General features: G+C 37.9%; 18 protein-coding genes and 2 pseudogenes. 11 read left to right on the top strand and 9 right to left on the bottom strand.

Translation table 11 applies throughout. From position 1 onward, the window contains the following. The first annotated feature begins 228 nt into the window (after positions 1-228). The gene (locus tag L2764_RS20685; RefSeq protein ID WP_248942244.1) at positions 229-516 is read left to right on the top strand and encodes a cupin domain-containing protein; all 288 of its coding nucleotides are present in this window, start codon (positions 229-231) and stop codon (positions 514-516) included. Between the two features lie 69 nt (positions 517-585). Here the strand turns inward: L2764_RS20685 and L2764_RS20680 are convergent, their stop codons facing one another. The 3 genes from L2764_RS20680 to L2764_RS20670 are packed head-to-tail and all read right to left on the bottom strand — an operon-like array spanning position 586 to position 3,858. Beyond that, positions 586-2,841, bottom strand: coding sequence for a hypothetical protein (locus L2764_RS20680; RefSeq protein ID WP_248942243.1), 2,256 nt, complete (start codon positions 2,839-2,841; stop codon positions 586-588). 45 nt (positions 2,842-2,886) lie between these two features. Further along, positions 2,887-3,414, bottom strand: coding sequence for a hypothetical protein (locus L2764_RS20675; RefSeq protein WP_248942242.1), 528 nt, complete (start codon positions 3,412-3,414; stop codon positions 2,887-2,889). A gap of 60 nt (positions 3,415-3,474) precedes the next feature. Then, on the bottom strand, positions 3,475-3,858 hold the full coding sequence (locus L2764_RS20670) for a type III secretion system chaperone (protein ID WP_248942241.1): 384 nt from the start codon (positions 3,856-3,858) through the stop codon (positions 3,475-3,477). A gap of 710 nt (positions 3,859-4,568) precedes the next feature. Here L2764_RS20670 and L2764_RS20665 point away from each other — a divergent pair. The 7 genes from L2764_RS20665 (at position 4,569) to L2764_RS20635 (ending at position 12,402) form a co-directional block, all read left to right on the top strand. Further along, positions 4,569-4,883 (top strand): hypothetical protein, encoded by a 315-nt coding sequence (locus L2764_RS20665; protein WP_248942240.1) that lies wholly within the window; start codon positions 4,569-4,571, stop codon positions 4,881-4,883. Positions 4,884-4,902: 19 nt separating this feature from the next. Beyond that, entirely contained in the window at positions 4,903-5,313 is a 411-nt protein-coding gene (locus tag L2764_RS20660) for a protein FAM135 (RefSeq protein ID WP_248942239.1), read from the top strand. A 499-nt stretch (positions 5,314-5,812) separates the two neighbouring features. Beyond that, positions 5,813-7,561, top strand: coding sequence for a thiamine pyrophosphate-binding protein (locus tag L2764_RS20655; protein ID WP_248942238.1), 1,749 nt, complete (start codon positions 5,813-5,815; stop codon positions 7,559-7,561). Positions 7,562-7,565: 4 nt separating this feature from the next. Continuing rightward, positions 7,566-9,290 carry an HAL/PAL/TAL family ammonia-lyase gene (locus tag L2764_RS20650; RefSeq protein ID WP_248942237.1) on the top strand — a complete coding sequence of 575 codons (1,725 nt, stop codon included), beginning with the start codon at positions 7,566-7,568 and terminating at the stop codon, positions 9,288-9,290. A gap of 31 nt (positions 9,291-9,321) precedes the next feature. Continuing rightward, positions 9,322-11,049, top strand: coding sequence for an AMP-binding protein (locus L2764_RS20645; protein WP_248942236.1), 1,728 nt, complete (start codon positions 9,322-9,324; stop codon positions 11,047-11,049). Positions 11,050-11,065: 16 nt separating this feature from the next. Continuing rightward, complete coding sequence (locus tag L2764_RS20640; protein WP_248942235.1) at positions 11,066-12,142, top strand: 3-oxoacyl-ACP synthase III family protein; 1,077 nt, start codon at positions 11,066-11,068, stop codon at positions 12,140-12,142. 17 nt (positions 12,143-12,159) lie between these two features. Next, positions 12,160-12,402, top strand: coding sequence for an acyl carrier protein (locus L2764_RS20635; protein WP_248942234.1), 243 nt, complete (start codon positions 12,160-12,162; stop codon positions 12,400-12,402). Positions 12,403-12,541: 139 nt separating this feature from the next. Here the strand turns inward: L2764_RS20635 and L2764_RS20630 are convergent, their stop codons facing one another. From L2764_RS20630 to L2764_RS20615, 4 genes and pseudogenes are all read right to left on the bottom strand, one after another. Continuing rightward, positions 12,542-12,769 (bottom strand): hypothetical protein, encoded by a 228-nt coding sequence (locus L2764_RS20630; RefSeq protein ID WP_248942233.1) that lies wholly within the window; start codon positions 12,767-12,769, stop codon positions 12,542-12,544. 67 nt (positions 12,770-12,836) lie between these two features. Next, a pseudogene (locus L2764_RS20625) lies at positions 12,837-13,160 on the bottom strand (transposase); the annotation flags it as partial. A 10-nt stretch (positions 13,161-13,170) separates the two neighbouring features. After that, positions 13,171-14,064: an IS982 family transposase gene (locus L2764_RS20620; protein WP_248942232.1), complete on the bottom strand. Its 894-nt coding sequence runs from the start codon at positions 14,062-14,064 to the stop codon at positions 13,171-13,173. 87 nt (positions 14,065-14,151) lie between these two features. Beyond that, a pseudogene (locus L2764_RS20615) lies at positions 14,152-14,349 on the bottom strand (transposase); the annotation flags it as partial. Between the two features lie 5 nt (positions 14,350-14,354). Between L2764_RS20615 and L2764_RS20610 the strand changes: the two are divergent. After that, positions 14,355-14,615 carry a S24 family peptidase gene (locus L2764_RS20610; RefSeq protein WP_248942231.1) on the top strand — a complete coding sequence of 87 codons (261 nt, stop codon included), beginning with the start codon at positions 14,355-14,357 and terminating at the stop codon, positions 14,613-14,615. Between the two features lie 41 nt (positions 14,616-14,656). On the opposite strand, the gene L2764_RS20605 is transcribed toward L2764_RS20610, so the two are convergent. Both L2764_RS20605 and L2764_RS20600 read right to left on the bottom strand, forming a co-directional pair. Beyond that, the gene (locus L2764_RS20605) at positions 14,657-15,283 is read right to left on the bottom strand and encodes a recombinase family protein (RefSeq protein WP_248942230.1); all 627 of its coding nucleotides are present in this window, start codon (positions 15,281-15,283) and stop codon (positions 14,657-14,659) included. 37 nt (positions 15,284-15,320) lie between these two features. Then, a complete protein-coding gene (locus L2764_RS20600) occupies positions 15,321-16,274 on the bottom strand; it encodes a hypothetical protein (protein WP_248942229.1) in 954 nt (317 codons plus the stop codon). 591 nt (positions 16,275-16,865) lie between these two features. Here L2764_RS20600 and L2764_RS20595 point away from each other — a divergent pair. Together L2764_RS20595 and L2764_RS20590 are read left to right on the top strand one after the other, a co-directional pair. Next, complete coding sequence (locus L2764_RS20595; RefSeq protein ID WP_248942228.1) at positions 16,866-17,273, top strand: LexA family protein; 408 nt, start codon at positions 16,866-16,868, stop codon at positions 17,271-17,273. Positions 17,274-17,275: 2 nt separating this feature from the next. After that, positions 17,276-18,553, top strand: coding sequence for a Y-family DNA polymerase (locus L2764_RS20590; protein WP_248942227.1), 1,278 nt, complete (start codon positions 17,276-17,278; stop codon positions 18,551-18,553). The last annotated feature ends 238 nt before the right edge of the window (positions 18,554-18,791 follow it).

The following is an 18,791-nucleotide window of genomic DNA, read 5'->3' as shown; positions in this document are numbered from 1 at the left end:
AAAAAGTTCCAATCCCAAGCCGCGCTATTATGTGACAAAACCGACTTATCTCTTTGGCTATCTGCGCCGTTTTTTACCATCAAGTCTGCTTGACCGTATTTTAGCGAAAGGGGATTAATAGAGAATCGTGTGTTAGTTCTACAGAATTAATTTAATCAGTGTTTTAAGGTGATCCGCAATTTTCTCGAAGCAAAGAAGCAAATTCAATCAGCGCACAACGGTGAAGGAATGGTTGAATTATATGAAATTTGGGGTAAAGCCGATTTTATCCGTGGTTGTGATTTTATCGACAGACAAGTGATCCCGTCTCATTTAACGGTTGGTTATCACAAACATAGCAATAATGAAGAGATGTATATAATTCTTGAGGGCACAGGAACAATGACCATCGATAGCCAAGAAGTTAAGGTTAAAAAAGGCGACATGATTAAAAACCCGCCATATGGTGAACACGGGCTAGTGAATGACTCCAACGACAATATTGATCTGTTAATTATTCAAATGAATCTTGAGTAATAGGGATAGACCAAGATCTTTGAAAGTCCAGAACGTCAGAGGGCGTTCAATGATCTTGGTATCGTTTATTTAGTTAAATTTTTGCTGATCTCTACCCCAATAGCTGGTATGAAGCCCCTTCATTTTGCTGGCTGGGGGGTTGTTACCTTTTTGTTCTAAGAAAACAAAATCGCCATCTTTTACCCAAGCTTTGGTTTGGGCTACTTCTCTAGGTGTTTCTAACCATTGCGATACCTCATCTGTTCCCCATTGATCCGTGTCGATGACTCTTCCTAAGCGATGGAGTGTTTCTACATGTCGTTGAAGGCTAACAAGCCTTGTTTGTGCAGCGGCTAAGGCATCCCCAGACAGTAATCCAGCGGTTGCTTGTTGTAAATCTTCTGCTTTCATTTGTTTGATTGTGTGATACATTTCTCTATCAACCACAGTGGGGTATTTTTGCAAATGGCTGCCATTTTTTCTGATATCGGTGCCTAAGGACTCCCATTCGGGTCCCATACAAGAGTCATTATCGATAGCGGTTAATTTGGCTATACCCGATTGTGAATTGATGTCGATGAGATAATTCCCCCTATGCCTATCCATTTGACCGGTAATAATATCAAGCAGCTGCATTTTAATAAATTGAGGTTGTAGTTGTGCTTTTAAAGCAGGATCATTAGAATTGAACTTTATTTCTTTAGCGACAGTACCTTGGGCTTTATCCATGACAATACCCAGCTTACCGTTATGCTGAGCAAAGTCGGTTTTAGCGGATATATTAAAGCCTAATAAAGTATCGATTCGACTGGTAACCACGGCGCGTTCTAACAGCCTTGGGGAGCTATGGTCAATTCCGATGGCCATAGCACTAGTGAAGTAACCTCCACTTTGTGAGGCTAACTTTTCATCGTCGCCTTTAAAGACTTTGATACTGTCTCCGTAGTTAGCTTGCATCACCTCATGGGCAGCGCCTTTTCCGAGCGGCCTCATTTTCCCAGATAAATTATCATCGGTAAATTGGTTTGCTTGCGTTAATAAATATTCATGCCGGACCGCTCTTACTCCAGCTCTGATCGCTTCGGAAATATTTGATATTTCGGCATTGAATGATTTTAATTGATTACCTAATGCTTGTTTAGGATCGGCACGCATTTCAGTGGTTAAGTTGAGCATTTCTAGGTTAAGTTGCTTTAATGCGGTTTCTGATAATGATAATTTTTGTAGCCCTTGTCTTGCTCTTAACTCCAGAGATTGACTGTCTTCATCTTCACTCGCGGTATTGATGAAGTCCTTTAAATAAGTAATCCCTGCTTCGACTTCATGTTTAGTTTGTGTGTCGAGTTCATTTTGGACCCTAGGGCTTGCTTTTATGCTATCAGACAGGTTTAAAAATAGCTCGGTATGCACGGCTTGATGGACTGCTATCATTTGTTCAGATTGATAATAAAGTGCACTGTGTCTGTTGGCGTATTCAGTTTTGTCAATGATTTTGCTTTTAAGCTGGGCCTTTAGTTCGGTAGCACTTTGATTAATCTCTGCTCTAGCATTGGTTAGTTTCTGATTTAAAAGGTGCAGTTCTCCATCTGTGACGGCCATAGAGTAGAGGCTTAGACGTAATAAAGAATTTAAGTTTGCTTCATAAGGTACATTCAATTTTCCGCATTGGCTTTTCAACGATGCTAAGGCATCATTGATGGAGGCTAAACTTTGTACGTTAGGGTTTTCCAATGCTGTGAGCAGTTTCGTCATTGTTTGCTCAGTTAGTGGTGAGCGAGCAATTTGATGTTTAGCCACGCACTGGCGAACTTGTTCTAGATAATTTTGTTTTTTTTGTGAAAAATCGGCTTTTTTATACGTGAGTAGTGTGGCTTCTATTTGATCTAATTCATTATCACTTAATGTATTTAGCTTATGATCTAATCCTTCCATGAGTAGTGAGCCATAATTTTTAACTTGAGTATCACATTCAATAAGGTTGGCTTGATGCCTAAGCATGGTAAATTGAGTTGTTGCGGCTTCAAGGTCTTTACTGGATAGTTTATCCACTAAAAAATCAAGGCGTTGGTTAAAGTTACTGGTTGCATTTTCTATTCGATTATTTGCTAGCTTTTGTATGCTTTCATTATCACCCAAATTAACAATGAAATCTCGCAGTTGCTTCATACCCACTAAGAGTTCTTCTCCTGTGCGTAGAAAAAAATTCTTATGCTGACAAGCTTGGGCTATTCCTTGAGAGTTTGTATCAATAGAGTATTTTTTTGATAGGGTTGAATGTTGAGTGTTCGTATCCGTTATCGTCGTGCTTTGCTGTGCTCTATCGAGAGTTAAACTAAAATCGGTCAAAGGAGGATCCTTAAAATACAAATGAGCGTATCGAGTGGGAAAAGATTAAAGGGGTTGAGTTAATGCTTGCTGGACTTGTTCGAGTACTGGCAAGTTATTCTCATACCATGTCGGTACAGAGTCAGAATGTTGCCAGCCCCAACCCTGAGGATACAATGTTGAATCGATCACAATGAGTTGAGCTTCAAAGGCAAGGTGTTTCTTGTGTACTTGAGATAAGATATCTTTCAATATGCTAAAACGGGCTTCAAGTTGTTTCTTAGCAAGATTAGGCTCTAATAGAGCGCCCCCCCAAGGAATTTGTATTGCTAAAGTACACTTATTCCATTTTAGGTAGTAGTAAAATACCCAATTATTAATACCATAGCCTGCTTGCCCTAAAGCAAAGAAGTCATCATCAATTGCTGACAGCTCTGTTAAGTATTGGGGTAAATCATAGGGTGAGCTTATGAGCGGCTGAGTGCTAAGCATTAAATTATCATGCTCATTGAGTTTAGGGAGCAGTTGTCTTGGAAGAGGGGGAACGGGTAACCCAGCTTGTGTCAGTAGGGTACGAATATCTTGCTCTAGCATATGATAAGCCTCATGTGAAAATGCTTGGGTGACTAGGTTACCGCCTCATTGTTATCAATGTTAATCGGGGGTTAACAAATGATTTTGCCACTGCAAGGCATGAGCAATCAATAATTCAAGTTCATGCGTAAAATTAGCGATATTCAATGCTTCATTTGAAAGTAATTGCTGTAATGTAACGTGTTGATTATTAATTGCAAAGCAAGCTTTTCCCGTTCCTTGACCAAATGCATTAGCTTCAAGTAAAAGAGTCAATTGCTCTTTGGATAATAATGGGCTATGTCCAATGTCAGAGTACATATAAAGTGCATTATCATCTAACCACTCTAAGTCGATAACGAGCTGATTATCAATTACTAATCGACAAACATTATCACTGTTAAATGCTAATGCCGGATTACCCAACTCAAGTCTTAATTGAGCGATAAAGTCATCTTTATACATTTGTTATCTTTGCTACCTTAAAGTAGGGTTTTAAACTTAAGTCTAATGAAGTTAGTTTGGGTAATTTAAACGATTAATATATATTCGATACCAATATTTAGTATTTGCTGATCAAAACTGGTCAGACAAGTAGGGTTTAGGGGTTTTCAGATCACTAGTTTACTTATGGTCTGGTTTACAATCCCAGTTCGCGTAGGGTTGATTATCAAAGTATTGCGAACCATTCAACACTACTCTTTAGCTGGTTCGCATCGGGTATACTCAATTCAAACTATGATCCTTTGCTTACTTGAGCATTTCAGAGCCTATCTTGCTCTTTTTCCTCGAACACAAATGTGTTAATTATTTTTTATCAAGTACGTATATTGACAAGATTTTGACGATAAGGTAGGCTGGAAAACGTACATATACCACTCTTAATACATTCAACTGAACACTAATTAACACCCCCAAAGCTTCATGTCTAGTTTAGACCATATCAACCAGCCTCTGTCTGCTTGATGTCGTTTCTATTACGCCACCGCTCCCCCAGTTCACCGCCTACGGCTTAAGGCAAATCTTCTGATCGCCGAATTCAACTAATCCAACCCAAGGAAAACACTATGAGGATCTCAAAAGTCCACAGGGATAACTATGCCCTTTTAAAATCACTCAACATCATATCGAACAAAGTACTCCCGTTGCTTATCACATCCAACATGAAAGATTCCATGTCACTAGTTGCACAAGAAATACAGTTTTTAGATGGCTATATGATCGAAGGCACTAAAGGACTATCTCTTGTTAATTATCATAGAAACAACACCTTTCATACGACCTGCAGTCCAGAGATGAAAATGCTCGTTAACTGTGACAAACAATGGGTGCTGGCAAAAGCATTTCAACAAGACAACCCCCCAATATATCTCTCAATCCCCCGTTCTGATCACCCCATCACGAATGGTATGGAGAAAGAATTAAACCATGTCTTAAATCAGTGGCTAAAAGAGCTCATTGCCGAAGGTCATGGCCATCATTGGAAATAAGCGAGTAAGGAAAATAATCATGGAAGACATCAAACACACATTAGAACAACTCAGCCATCACTCTAACGATAGTAACAATGACAAATATTTGTTTAAACAACTAGATAGTGTAGCTCAACGTAATTATCAATTAATGAAGGAACTAAATCTAATCAAGAGACATATCCCTATACTGTTCATTGTTGTTAGTCAAAATACGACTGACACTAGCGTACACGGGTTCTATGTAAACCCCACTGAAAAGCCCACAGTAGAGCACTACAACCCCAAAGCTAAAGATAAAAATAACCCTCACGACTGGGGGAAATGTAATGTAAGCACAAAGATGCTCATCATTCCAAAGAGTAACTGGGTATTGGGAACAGAGATAGAATCCCCTCCCACCAACTTCTCTTTAGTAAGCCACCTCGACACCCCTAACGAATCATAAATAGGCCATAAAGATGCGCTGAGGTTTGTTGATATTGGACATTGAGTTTAAAACCGTTTCTACTATACAACTCATGGGTAGCTTTTTCTTTTATTTGATGTCAGAAACCAGATTGTCGCAGAACTTATCCATGAACTCCTCAATATTTATTCATCAATAAAAACTGTCCGAACTGTTGTAGTAGTATTACATATATGTATTTTATTTATATTTAGATAAGTAATAATATCAGTATGTTAAATGAAGTCTGGATAATAAGGTATTACATTTTTAATTATGAATCCTTATGGCATTATGTAAACTATATGAGACAAATTAATTTAACAATTTATGCTTTTTAATGGTTGCCAATATGTAGCCATGGTGTAAATTACTGCGGCAGGTGAGAAGGCAATGCTATGCCTGTAATACTTTTTGGTGACTTACATTGATAAAGATCACCTTGATTAATAACAAATATGTTTTCGCTTAAGGTTTGCCGATAAGGAAATGATTAAAAATGCCATATAATGTGTCAACTTGCCTGATGCAAGGGCTTAGCCAGTTAGGGATTCGTCATGCTTTTGGTGTAAGTGGTGGTGGGATCGCCCATCTCTATGACGGTATTTTACACAGTGAGCTAGAAATGTCTCACTTTAGGCATGAGTCCGGTGCCGTCTTTGCCGCAGCCGAAGCCTATTTTGCAAATCAAGAACCTGTGGTTGTGTTTGTAACAACCGGCCCTGGGATTATTAATTCTTTAAATGCATTGATGGCGGCAAAAACAGAAGGCGCTAAACTTATTTTTTTATCGGGTTGCACGGGGGCTTCTCAGCGTGGCAGGGGAGCAATACAAGAAACCAGTCACCTAACCACTCCCCAAAGCAGTATTTTTTCACCTAGTGAGTTTTTTGATTTTGCACTTAGAGTAGAGTCGGGGAGTGAGTTACCTACCTTAATGCAACAATTATCGGTTGGTTTATCCCAATCTCAAGGTTTTATTGCACATGTATCCTTACCTATGGATTTACAAGGTGCTTTTTGTGAACCGATGGATTTTAAATTATCAATTTGCCATTCATCTATTGGTATCTCCGATGAAATTGCTGAAAAGGGCGCGGCCCTATTAACACAAGATAAATTTGCTGTTTGGGTCGGCTTTGGTGCACGCAAGGCATCTGAAGAAATCAAAGTGTTAGTTGAGCGAACTCAGGCGCGTGTTTTTTGTACCCCGCGCGCGAAAGGCATTTTTCCTGAAAATCATGAATATTTTGTAGGCGTTACAGGCATGGGGGGTCATGATGAAGTTGATGTATTTAATCGTGATTATCGGCCTGATTGGATTTTAGTATTGGGAACGCGTCTAGGTGAATCCTCTTGTTTCTGGCAAAAAAATATGGAACCTAAAAAAGGCTTTATTCATGTCGATATTGACAGTCGTGCATTTGGTGTCGGGTTTAATCAATGTTATACCATGGGAATACAAGCGGATATAAAAGTATTTTTACAACAATTGTTGGCAAAACTGCCCCCTCAATCAAGTTTTGCGAATTCTTCGCCTACTTTTAATAACCTGCGTGCATTTGCGACATCAACTAATTGGGAGCAACAAGTGTTTGAGGCGGACTCGCCTCCTCAGGTGTCTTTATTAATGGCTGCATTACAAGAGTTTGTTATTAATAAGACAGATGCAATCATTATGGCCGAATGTGGTAATGCGTTTGCTTGGACGAACCATTATTTACGCTTCGATTTACCAAATCGTTACCGTGTCAGTACCTTCTATGGCTCTATGGGACATTTTGGTGCAGGTGTTGTTGGCGCAGCTAAGGTGCACCATGATAAAGCATTTACTGTGATTGGTGACGGTTCAATGTTAATGCAACATGAAGTTCATACCGCAGTGAATTATCGGCTGCCTGCTGTGTGGATAGTATTAAATGATGCTGGGTATGGTCTTTGTGAAATGGGGCTAAAAGCCATGGAGCTTAAAGCTGATGAGACGTCATTCGAAGAGGTTGATTTTGTCCAGTATGCTAATTCTTTAGGTGCCAAAGGGTACACGGTGAACTCCAATGCCGATATCCAACCAGCTGTGTTGGCGGCGTTACATGCTTCCGGGCCATTCATTATCGATGTAAAAATTATGAATACTAATGAAAAGTCGCCTTTTATGGGTCGTATTGAAAGTCTTAAGCAACAAGCAAAAGGTGCGCAGAGTAATGTACCTGCGTGGGGATTAAACGAAGATAAGAAGTGTCGAGAGTAAAGGAATGCTACTAAATAATCTAGAAAGGACACAAAATAAAGTATCTAAATCGAGTTCGATGAATGTCAAAGATCAACAAGAGATTTATCTTGATGGAGAATCGTTAAAGATAGAACATTTAGTGGCAGTTGCGATAGAAAATAAATCTGTTTATTTATCTAATTCTAGGGCTGTAACAGACAAAATTGATAAGGCGCATCAATGTTTACAAGAGTTCGTTAAAAGTGGAGTGCCCATTTATGGGGTGACTACCAATTTTGGCGGCTTAGCGCATCAAAGTATCGAGCCTCAACATTGCCAGCAATTACAACAAAATTTAATAAAAGCGTTAAAAACAGGAGCTGGAGATAAATTAAGTGTTGCAGACGTTAGAGCTGCGATGGTCGTTAGAGCTAATGCTTTGATGAAAGGTGCATCAGGGATCCGCTTGGAAGTGATTCATCGACTCATGATATTTTTAAATGCAGGCATGACACCTGTGGTTTATGAATTAGGCTCTATTGGTGCCAGTGGTGATTTGGTGCCATTAAGTTATATTGCTGGCGCTATTATTGGCTTAGATGATTCTTATCAGGTTGAGTATCAAGGGAATATCATTGATGCTTTAGCAGCATTGAAAATATTAAATTTACCGCCATTAACATTAGAGCCAAAAGAGGCGTTATCTTTAATTAATGGTACGTCAGTCATGGCAGGAATTGCGAGTAATTGTGCCTATGAAGCTGAATTACTCACTCGGTTGTCGCTCTACTGTCATGCTTTTTTTATTCAGGCATTGAAGGGTTCTATCGATCCTTTTCATGAGTTTACTAATAGCTTAAAACCTCATTCAGGACAAATGCAGGCTGCGCATTACATGAGGCAATTATTGGATGGGTCTAGCTTAGTTAAAAAAGGCAATATCAATGTTAAAAAGGTAGATGGGCATCAAGTTTTTGATGATCTCGTTCAAGATCGTTATTCGATCCGATGCTTACCACAGTATTTAAGTCCTTGCATTGAAACGATTCAAAATATTGCATCTAGTTTAAATATTGAAATTAACTCAGCAACTGATAATCCATTAATTGATGTGGAAAATAATACTTTTCATTACACCGGAAACTTTTTAGGTTTAGATATTGCGGTGAATATGGACAGGTTACGACATACTATAGGCTTGATATCAAAGCATTTAGATGTACAAATTGCGTTATTGGTCAGTCCAGAATTTAACCGTGGTTTACCTGGTTCTTTGGTGGGTAATCAAGATAATTTGAATTTAGGTTTAAAAGGGTTGCAGCTGTGCGCAAACTCTATTATGCCAATGTTAACCTATTACGGTAATTCTATTAGTGATCGTTTTCCTACGCATGCAGAGCAATATAATCAAAATATCAATAGTCAAGGCATGGCGGCGTCAGTGTTTACCACTAAGTCTCTTTATTTGTTTAAACAATATTCAGCCATTGCTTTATTGTTTGGCATACAAGCCGTTGAACAGCGTTGCTTGAAAGAGTATGGCAGTTGCGATCCGAGGGAGCAGCTTTCTAGAAAAACTTGTGAGTTATATGAATTAATTTATGACACCTTAGGTTTATCAATTAACGCTGAGCGATCGCTAATCCAAAATGATCAGGATCAAGCATTAGATAGCTATATTCTCCAGTTAGTCACGGAATTAGGCAATGGTGGAAAAATAATGGATTATCTTAAATCTCATACTGTTAGTTTACTATCTAAATTTTAGTGGACCATGTTAATAACATAAGGTAAATATAATGGCATCAAATGCTGGTATTGAACAGAAATTAAAGGTATTTGCGCAATGTCAATCTGATGCCATTGCAATAAAGCATATTAATGGCGTTGGCGTTGAATGTGATTCTATTACTTATTTAGAGTTATATCAGCGTTCAGTTTCCATGGCTTATCATTTATTTAAACGCCAACAGGAGATTAAAAACAAATCCGTATTAATTTTACTACAACCTTGCATTGATTTTAGTATCTCATATTTTGCTTGCTTGTTTAGCGGATTACATGGGATTCCTGTTAAGTCACCTGACTTTATGAGTGCTGAAAAAAGTTGTGCTTTTATTCGTTATGTTATTGAACACAGTCAAACGGAAATGATACTTGTTGATGATGAAACATTATCACTATTGAAAATGGATAAAGTGCTCGTTGATTTACTTGATAAGTGCGTTGTTATTAATAGCCAACATATTGAAATTATAGATGAAGATGAAAGACATTCTCTCGTGTTGCCAGACTTTGATAATGAACGAATTAATTATCTTCAATATACATCCGGATCCACGGCTAATGCCAAAGCTGTTGTTGTACGCAATAAACAACTACTTTTTAGTTTACAAAATAACATGGCGGCATGGAATTATTCATCTTTTAGTATGACTGTTAATTGGGCTCCCCATTCGCATGTTTATGGATTAGTTTGTGGTTTGTTACTGCCTCTTTATTCTGGGGGGACGATTATTCTTATTGATCCTAATGATGTGGTAATGAACCCTGAATTGTGGTTACAAACACTTTCTTATTATAAAGGAACACATAGTGGTTGCCCTAATTTTGGCTATGAGCTTTGTAATAACAGATTAAATAAAAAAGAGGTGAGTCAATACGATCTTAGTCACTGGCACTATGCAATAAATGGTGGCGAAATGGTTAAATTAAAGACTATGAAAGACTTTACTGAACTTTTATCTGATAGTGGTTTTCAATTAAGAAGCTCTTGTCCTGCATATGGTATGTCTGAAATGGCAGGATTAATTAGTACACAAAAACCATCACAAAATCCGTCTTGTTTTTATGCAGATAAATACGCATTAACTGACAATAAAGTGTTTGCTCTGGATGCTGATGCTCCTAATAGCACTGCGATAGTCGGGTCAGGCATGCCAGTAGATGGCTTAGATTTAGTTATTGTTGACCCAATACGTAAAGATAATTGTGCTGAAGGTATCGTTGGTGAAGTTTGGCTTAATTCTTTAAGTTATTGTGATGAATATTTATTTGTCGATCCTAAGAAAAATAATAGTCGGAATATATTTAATAATAGGGTGTATTTTGCAACAGGTGATATGGGATTTATTGATCAAGGCCAGTTATTTTTAACCGGCCGTTTAAAAGAGCTGATTATTATTAACGGTAAAAACTATCATCCCCATGATATTGAAACTGTTATTAAAAATATATCACCTGATATGGAGGCACTGACTTGTGTGGCATTTACAGTGGAATCTCATGGGAACTTAGGTCTTTGTATTGTACAAGAAACAAATGAGTATGAAGTTAATTATTTTGTTGAACATAAGAAGGCAATACGTGCACGTGTTTATCAAGAATTCCAATTAAATGTATTAGAGTTTGTGTTTGTTTCACAGGGGCAAATACCTCGTACTGCGAGTGGTAAGTTGCAGCGTGGCAGAGCTGCTAAATTGTATTTAAAAAATGAGTTTATTCAATTTTCTCAGAGTTTAAGTTAACAAATAAGGATAGGTTATGGATCGTAGAAATGTAGATATATTAAGTATAGGAACGTATTTTCCAGAGGAAATACGAACCAATGATTGGTGGTCCGATAATATTGTTAATGTTTGGGCTAAAAATCATGCGAAAACAATGGATCATATTGATACGGCTTTATATAATGGTGGTTTAAGTGATATTGAAACTAAGGTATTTTCAGCCATTAAAGTCTATGCTGATGATCCCTTTAATGGTGCCAAAAAGCGCTATATTGCAGATAAATCCCAGAAATCTTCTGATATGGAAACCATGGCGATACAGAATGCATTAAAAAATGCAGGTATAAAAGCTGAACAGCTCGATTTTATTTTGGTACAAACAACGACACCTGATAATTTATTTTCTACTAATGCAGCATTAGTTCAAACGCGTCTAGGTGCTTCAAATTCCTGCTTTGTTCAATCAACAGAAGGCATGTGTAATGCGTTTCTAACGCAATTGCAATTAGCCCAAGGTTTGATTGAAAGTGAGCAGGCAAAATATGGTGTTATTGTACAATCATCAATGATGTCACCTTATCTAGTCCGCGAAGATTATATGTCTTCACAATTTAGCGATGGTGCCGTTGCCGTAGTGATTGGAGGCAGTACGACTAAGAATGTGTTATCTATGTGCCATCACTCAGATGGTTCCATTGGTAATTACGCGAATTTAGGGATCAGTGATAAGCATTGGTATGAAGATGGTAAAATCCAAGTTTATATAAATGAAACTAATACCTCCCAAGTTATACAAGGGATTAAGTTGGCTAAAGAAATGGTTGAAAAATCACTTCATTTGGCACAAATAGAGAAAAATGAAATTAATTTTTTTGCGGGTCACCAAGGTATCGCATGGTTTAGAGAAGTGACTCAGTCCCATGCAGGATTAGAGAAGGCGAAAAGTTATGATACCTATCCTTCGTGTACTAGCATTATTGGCGGTAATATTCCTTTAATTATTCATGATGCAATGGAGGCGGGAGTGTTGAAAAAAGATGATTTAATTAGTTGCTTTACTCCAGCTGTTGGAACTATTGCTTCTTCAGCGGTATTGAGATGGAAACTTTAGTTCTAAATAGGTGAGCTATGTTAGATACGTACCATGAAAATGAAGTGGTTCAACATATTGTAGCGGAAACGTTAAACATGCCATTTGAGGATATTGATCCTAATGATCAAATTGTTAGTTATGGCATAGATTCTATTCAGAATCTAGCGATTATTGGACGTATTAGGAAGTATTATGCAATTGCTGATTTTCAGGTAAATTTAGCTAATATGAGTATTAATGAGCTGCAGAATGAAGTCATTACTAAAGTGACGCTTTAAATAGATTACAATATTTGCAAATAGGGTTTAAATAGCATTTTGAGTTAGGTTTTTTCAATATTGGCCTCCGTTCGTAATACGTGTAATAAGGTGTCACTTTGAATTGCACATGGTAATAATATCAATAATCTGGACACTTCTATGCGGCGATAGCCCCGTAATTACTGAATTGCTCATATATCGTGGCGACTTTTTCATTACTCAGGTCTAATCCTAATTCGTCAAAAAGTCTGCCCATGAGGTGTTGGTTGAATTTCCTTCGCTTCCTGCTCGCAATAGAAATTACCGTTTTACCTTGAGTATTTTTAGTCTGCCTGTCTTCTATTTTTAGCACATTAAGTGCAGTGAGTGACGCATTGATTTGCATATTAATAGCGTCTTTCCTGAGGGACTGGCAATGAGTTAGCCCTGTATGTTGTTAACCTGAATTCGGTTTAAGCAATGACTAAATTAATAGGTTCCATTAGCTCAATTTCTTCTGCATTTAAATCAAGAGCTGGCTTGTTTTCTTTTAAGCAATAAGCGATGAGTCCACCAAGCATGTTAATCATAAACCCATTGATACTACGGTGTCTGGAGTGTTCAATATAGGAAATATTTTTTAGCTGATCATTAATCGTTTCTATTATAAATCGCTTTTTTAGCATGACTCTGTCCCACAAAGACATTGCTTTTTTCTTCATATTTTTTCTTACATTTGTAATCAATTCCACTCCTTTTTCCCATAATTCACCCGATAAAGCTTTTCCTAAGTAACCTCAGATCGGTTTAACGCATCACTGCCATCGCGTTGAATTCAGCTGATGTTATATTAAGTTGTGGCTTTCTCTCTTTGAGTTGATAAGCCACTAAACCACCTATTATATTGAGCATAAAACCATGCACACTTCGGTGTCTAGTATGTTCTATTTGTGAGATATTTTTTAACTGGTCGTTGATTGTTTCTATGATAAACCGCCTTGATAACATCGCTCTATCCCATAATGATAATGCTTTAGCTTTCATATTCTTACGGACATTATTCACGATACTCACACCCCGTTCGAGTAACTCACTAGCTAATGCTTTGCTGATGTAACCTTTATCAGCATAGAGTTTATCCATTGAATTAACGACCATTTCTTTAACTGGCTTAGTATCATGTATATTTGCAGGCGTGATTTTTGCGGCAACGATACCACCCTGATGATTCACAATTAGGTGAAGTTTAAACCCATAAAACCATCCCATGGTCCCTTTTCCTCGACTCGCTAAGCCTGATAAGGTCTTATGTCTTGGTATTCGTAAATTATGACAGACTTTAATACTCGTTGAATCAATAAATTCTATGCCTGTTGCCTCACTTTTTAAGGATGAAAAATAGTTACAGAGCGGTATTACAGTGTTAGGCATGATTTCAAGGAAGCGGGTATAGCTCAGCAGATTGGGAAATTCTGATTTAAAAAAACGAGCTAAATATCCTGTGTAGAAGTTTTTAAAATCTCGATGATGGGAAGTATGGAAGGCAATGATAATCGTCATGATTTCACTCATTGTCATCCTACCAGAACGCTTACGCTTACGTTTACGCGTTCCATCGGTTAGACATTGTAGTTCCCATTGTGGGATAAAAATAGTACAAAAATCATCGACATCACAAAATATATCTACTAACTTATCCATATGCCCTCTGCGTGATTGATTAATCTTGGTCGAAAGATCTGATCACAACGAGGGCTATTAGTTCAATTTCTTATCCCGAGTTCAGGTTAAGTAGCCTTTGTCACCATATAGCTTACCCGAAAATGGGGTGACCATTTCTGAAACGGGTACTCGATCATCAACGTTACCTTCTGTTATTTTCACGGATAATATCTTACCAAGGTGATTAACGATTAAATGTAATTTAAACCCAAATGACCACCCCATAGTGGGGTTGTAAGCCGGAACCCCTGAATGTACCTGATGCGAGCATGGAACCAGATTTACCTAAGGGTGCTCAAGTACTTATTAACCGTAACGACACGCGAATTGAGCATGCGGATATTTACGCGATTAAAGAGCCAAATGGGCGAGTTTGGTTACGCTGGATACGTAAAAACCTAGGTAACACATACACACTATACGCTAATGATCAAACCCATAACCCCGAGCAAACTTTGAGTGAAGACGTGTTTAAAGAACTAGATTTGTTGGGTCGTTACGTTTGGATTGGAAGCTGGCGCGAGAAATAACTGTCCCCCCTCTAGAAAGGCGCAATGACTGGGCTTTTTTATTACTCTAACTTATCACCATTTTTTTGGTGTATTTTCCAGATCCTTTTAACTTGGCTTTCGCTACAACCAGCTAACTGAGCGGTCTCTTTTATAGAATGATGCGGCTTGAGTTTTACTATAAGATTATTGGTGTTCTCATTGGCTTTTTTCCCCTTGTATTTCCCAGCGGCTCTTGCTATTTCAATACCCTGTTTTTGCCTTTCTCGTCTATCTTCATAGTCATCACGAGCCATTTGTAAAGCGAGTTTTAGTAGTAAGTCCTGTGTGGCTTCCATAACGATTTTTGATATACCCTCAGAGTTTTCAATGCAATCAGAAAGATCAACAATGTTGGGTATTGATAACTTGGCACCTTTATTTTTAATCGATTGAATAAGGTTTTCAGCTTCAGATAAAGGCAAACGACTAATACGATCTATTTTTTCAGCGATCACAACATCACCAACTTGAAGATCGCTTATCATGCGTAAAAGCTCAGGCCTGTCAGATCTAGCACCCGACGCACTCTCTTTGTATACTCCTGCAATGTAATAGCCTGAGTTCTTTGCTTGTTCGATGATAGCCTCTTGTCGAGTTAAATCTTGCTCATCAGTACTGACTCTTAAATAGATTCGTGCATTTTTCATAAGCTTTTTAGGCGGCATAGCCGCCTTTCTCATTTTATTAGTGGATGTGGCTTTGTAGGCTTATCGCTCGTTCGTACTCATTTGAATATTGGCGGTATAAGTATTCTCTACGTATTCCTATAAATTCAGCTACTGATGCTTTTGAAATTTTACATCCCTGGTTATTCAATTGGATTAACGCATTGTGTATTTTTATCTCTATATCACTTCTATCATCATTGCTTGATGTGTGAGGATCACATGTGATATTAGGTGTGCGAATACTTGAATTATTCTGTGATAAGTTGTGATTATCTATCACAGAAAGGTGTGAAACTTCTTTTTTATCAGTGTGATGATTGTCATCTTTATCATTGTTTGTTTCTCCACCTTCATTACTTTTAACTTTATTATTTGAAGTATTAAATACACTCGACATGAAGAAACAGGTAATGATCATGAGCTCTGTCATGTAACTAACAACCTTTGCCCATAACTGATTAGAAGATGTGATATCTGTTTGTGATGATACTATTTGTTTTTGTCTCAGTGTGATTTCATCTAATCGCTTTTGTGATGCTGTGATCACACCTTTTGAGACAGCACTTAGGTATGCTTCTTTCTCTGTATTGAGGGATTCGATCTCAATTTTTTGTGCGTCAGTTAAGTTTGAAGCGGCTGTTGATACCGTAGAGTGAACAGCAAAAATGCTCATTGAGGATAGTGCAATAAGCAGTGCGCTTATTGCCAGTCGTTGTAAGTAACCTATTGTGTTTCTAAATAATGTAATAAGAAGCGGCTTACAGCATTCAAATAAAATGAATAGTGCAAAAATTGAAAGGCCGATAATGCTAGGTAAATTGATTGTGAGGTTGTCTATGGTGTTTTTTGTAATTGTAATTTGCACAATAATCAATGCCATACCAATTAGAAAGGCAATGACTGATAAAGGGTGAGGCTCTCTTTTATCTTGATTTGAAGTAACTTCTCTATTATATTTCGAATGTAACATGATGATTTCCTTTAACATGTGTCATTGTGTTGCGCTGTCGGTCTAATTGCAGTTAGGCCGACAACCTTCTTTGTTTTATTCTTTTCTAGCGTTTTAAGTCCCTGTAGAACATAGTCAATTTAAATAGTCATAAATCAGGTGGCTATTTAAGGTTGCTATAAATTTATTTTAGCCCATTCAATACGGTTGGTCAAATAGGGTATACCCTATGCAGCCTATACTTTAGAGTATATATAGCCCAGCTATAACTTGTTATGCACGTTACGAGACAAGGTAACTTAATACTTTATTGGTTGTGTATATTAGCATCTTAAAATAGAATAAATTTAGCTCAACGTCTTACCGCACATTCGTTTATTTTTATTCTATACGCATAATACTACGTCACTGCAATACGTTGATTTAATACAAATATATATTCTTATCATAGTTTACCGTTCCGTTGCACCGTATACCCCTCGAGGGGGGAACATTGATTATATATAACTCTATAGTATTGTATTATAAAGAAAATCAAGAAAATAGGTTACTTCTCACTGGCTGAGTAAATGTGCTACAATACCGCTGTGTATATATACAGGTAATTTTTCTTTGAAAGTCATTCCTAATTCAGCAAGCGCGGGGATCAGTGGCTTCGAATCACCTGCTACTGAATACATACAACGGCGATTAAGCCTAGATGAACTTTTGATAGATCATCCAAGCGCCACTTTTTTTGGTCATGCTTCTGGCGAGTCGATGCACAATGTGGGTATTTTCGATGGTGATATTCTTATCATTGATAGGCATGTCACTGTAAAAAATGGCGATGTTGTGGTCGCTAATTACAATGGTGAATTTGTGTGCAAAATTATCGATAGCAATGCAAAGCGTCTACTCTCCGCTAATGATGAACACCTTCCAATAGAGATTCATCAATATGACCAGTTTTCAATTGAGGGCGTAGTAATAAGCTCAATACGTTGTCATCGCCCTAGCCCACTGCTTAATCCCGTTTAGATATGTACGCGCTTATCGATGCAAATGCCTTTTACTGCTCTGCTGAACAAGTCTTTCGGCCTGAATGGCGTGGAAAACCCATTGTTGTTTTGTCAAATAATGATGGGTGTGTTGTTGCTGCGAATCGTCAGGCAAAAGACATCGGAATCCCCAAGTTTAAACCTTACTTTAAGGTAAAAGCGCTGTGTGATCGGCATAGTGTGATAGCCCTCTCCTCAAATTATGAACTTTATGCCTCTCTATCATCTAGCATGATGGAAGTCATTGGTCGTTTCGGGCCAAAACAGCATATTTACTCTATCGACGAGTCGTTTCTTTCATTTAAACATTGTTATCCCGCAATACCCAATTTAACAGAGCAAGCGCATAAAATAAGGCGTGCAGTATGGAAAGAAACAAGGCTACCCGTTTGTGTTGGTATTGGTGCTACCCTCACCCTGGCAAAAGTGGCTAATCATGCCGCTAAAAAAATCAACGGCTATAATGGCGTTTGTCACATAAAATCAGAAACTGAACGTCAGAGCATATTACACTTACTAAAACCAGATGATGTATGGGGTATTGGCAGACAAATAGCTAAAAAACTAAGTTATATGGGGATTAAAAATGCATTTCAGCTAGCAACAATGCCGCCCAGTCTGGCGAGAAAATCATTCAGCATAGAAGTTGAAAGAACCGTTAGAGAACTTAATGGTGAAGAGTGTAAGCAATGGGATGAAGCAAGAGCAGATAAAAAACAAATATTTTCGACCCGAAGCATGGGTGAGAAAATCACCGACAAAGATGCGTTAAAACAAGCCCTAAGTAAACATGTCGGTATTGCTGCCGCTAAAGCCAGAAAACAAGGTTCCCTCTGCGGTACAATGCTCATCTTTGCAAGCAACTCTCCTTTTGACGAAAACCCTTCCGGCTTCAAGCAGACAATTAATTTCTCATTTCCAACCGCCGATAGCCTACAAATGACAAACGCGGTGACAGCAGCCACAGATAAACTTTTTCAACGGAATGTTAGATATTATAAAGTCGGAATAGGTTTACTAGATCTATGCTCGGCAACTAATGTGCAATCAGATTTATTTGAGAGTGTAAGTGATCCTAGATTAATGAGTGTAAGTGATCCTAGATTAATGAGTGTTTATGACTCACTGAACGCCAGATTCGGCAATGGTTCAATTTTTCTCGCTGCTGAAGGAATTTCAACAAAGTGGCAAATGCGACGAGAACGATTAACGCCCCAGTACACCACTTGCTGGAATGATATCCCAAAAATAAAATGTTAACTCGTTCTAGACCAGAAAATTATATAGGAAAAGCCTAGTATACATAGAGTATACCCAGTGCGAACCAGTGAAAGAGTAGGGTCAAATGGTTCGCAATACCTTGATAAACAACCCTACGCGAACTAGCATTGTGAACCACACCCTAAGTAAACCAGTGACGTGAAATATTTATTTACGCCGCCACTGACTTCTTTTCATTATGTCGAAATAAGCATTTTCGAATGTTTCATTTTTGAGA

It is taken from the genome of Shewanella surugensis (assembly GCF_023284005.1).
Taxonomy (GTDB): domain Bacteria; phylum Pseudomonadota; class Gammaproteobacteria; order Enterobacterales; family Shewanellaceae; genus Shewanella; species Shewanella surugensis.
Note: the sequence above shows the minus strand (reverse complement) of the source record. Positions and strands in the feature narration are given on the sequence as shown.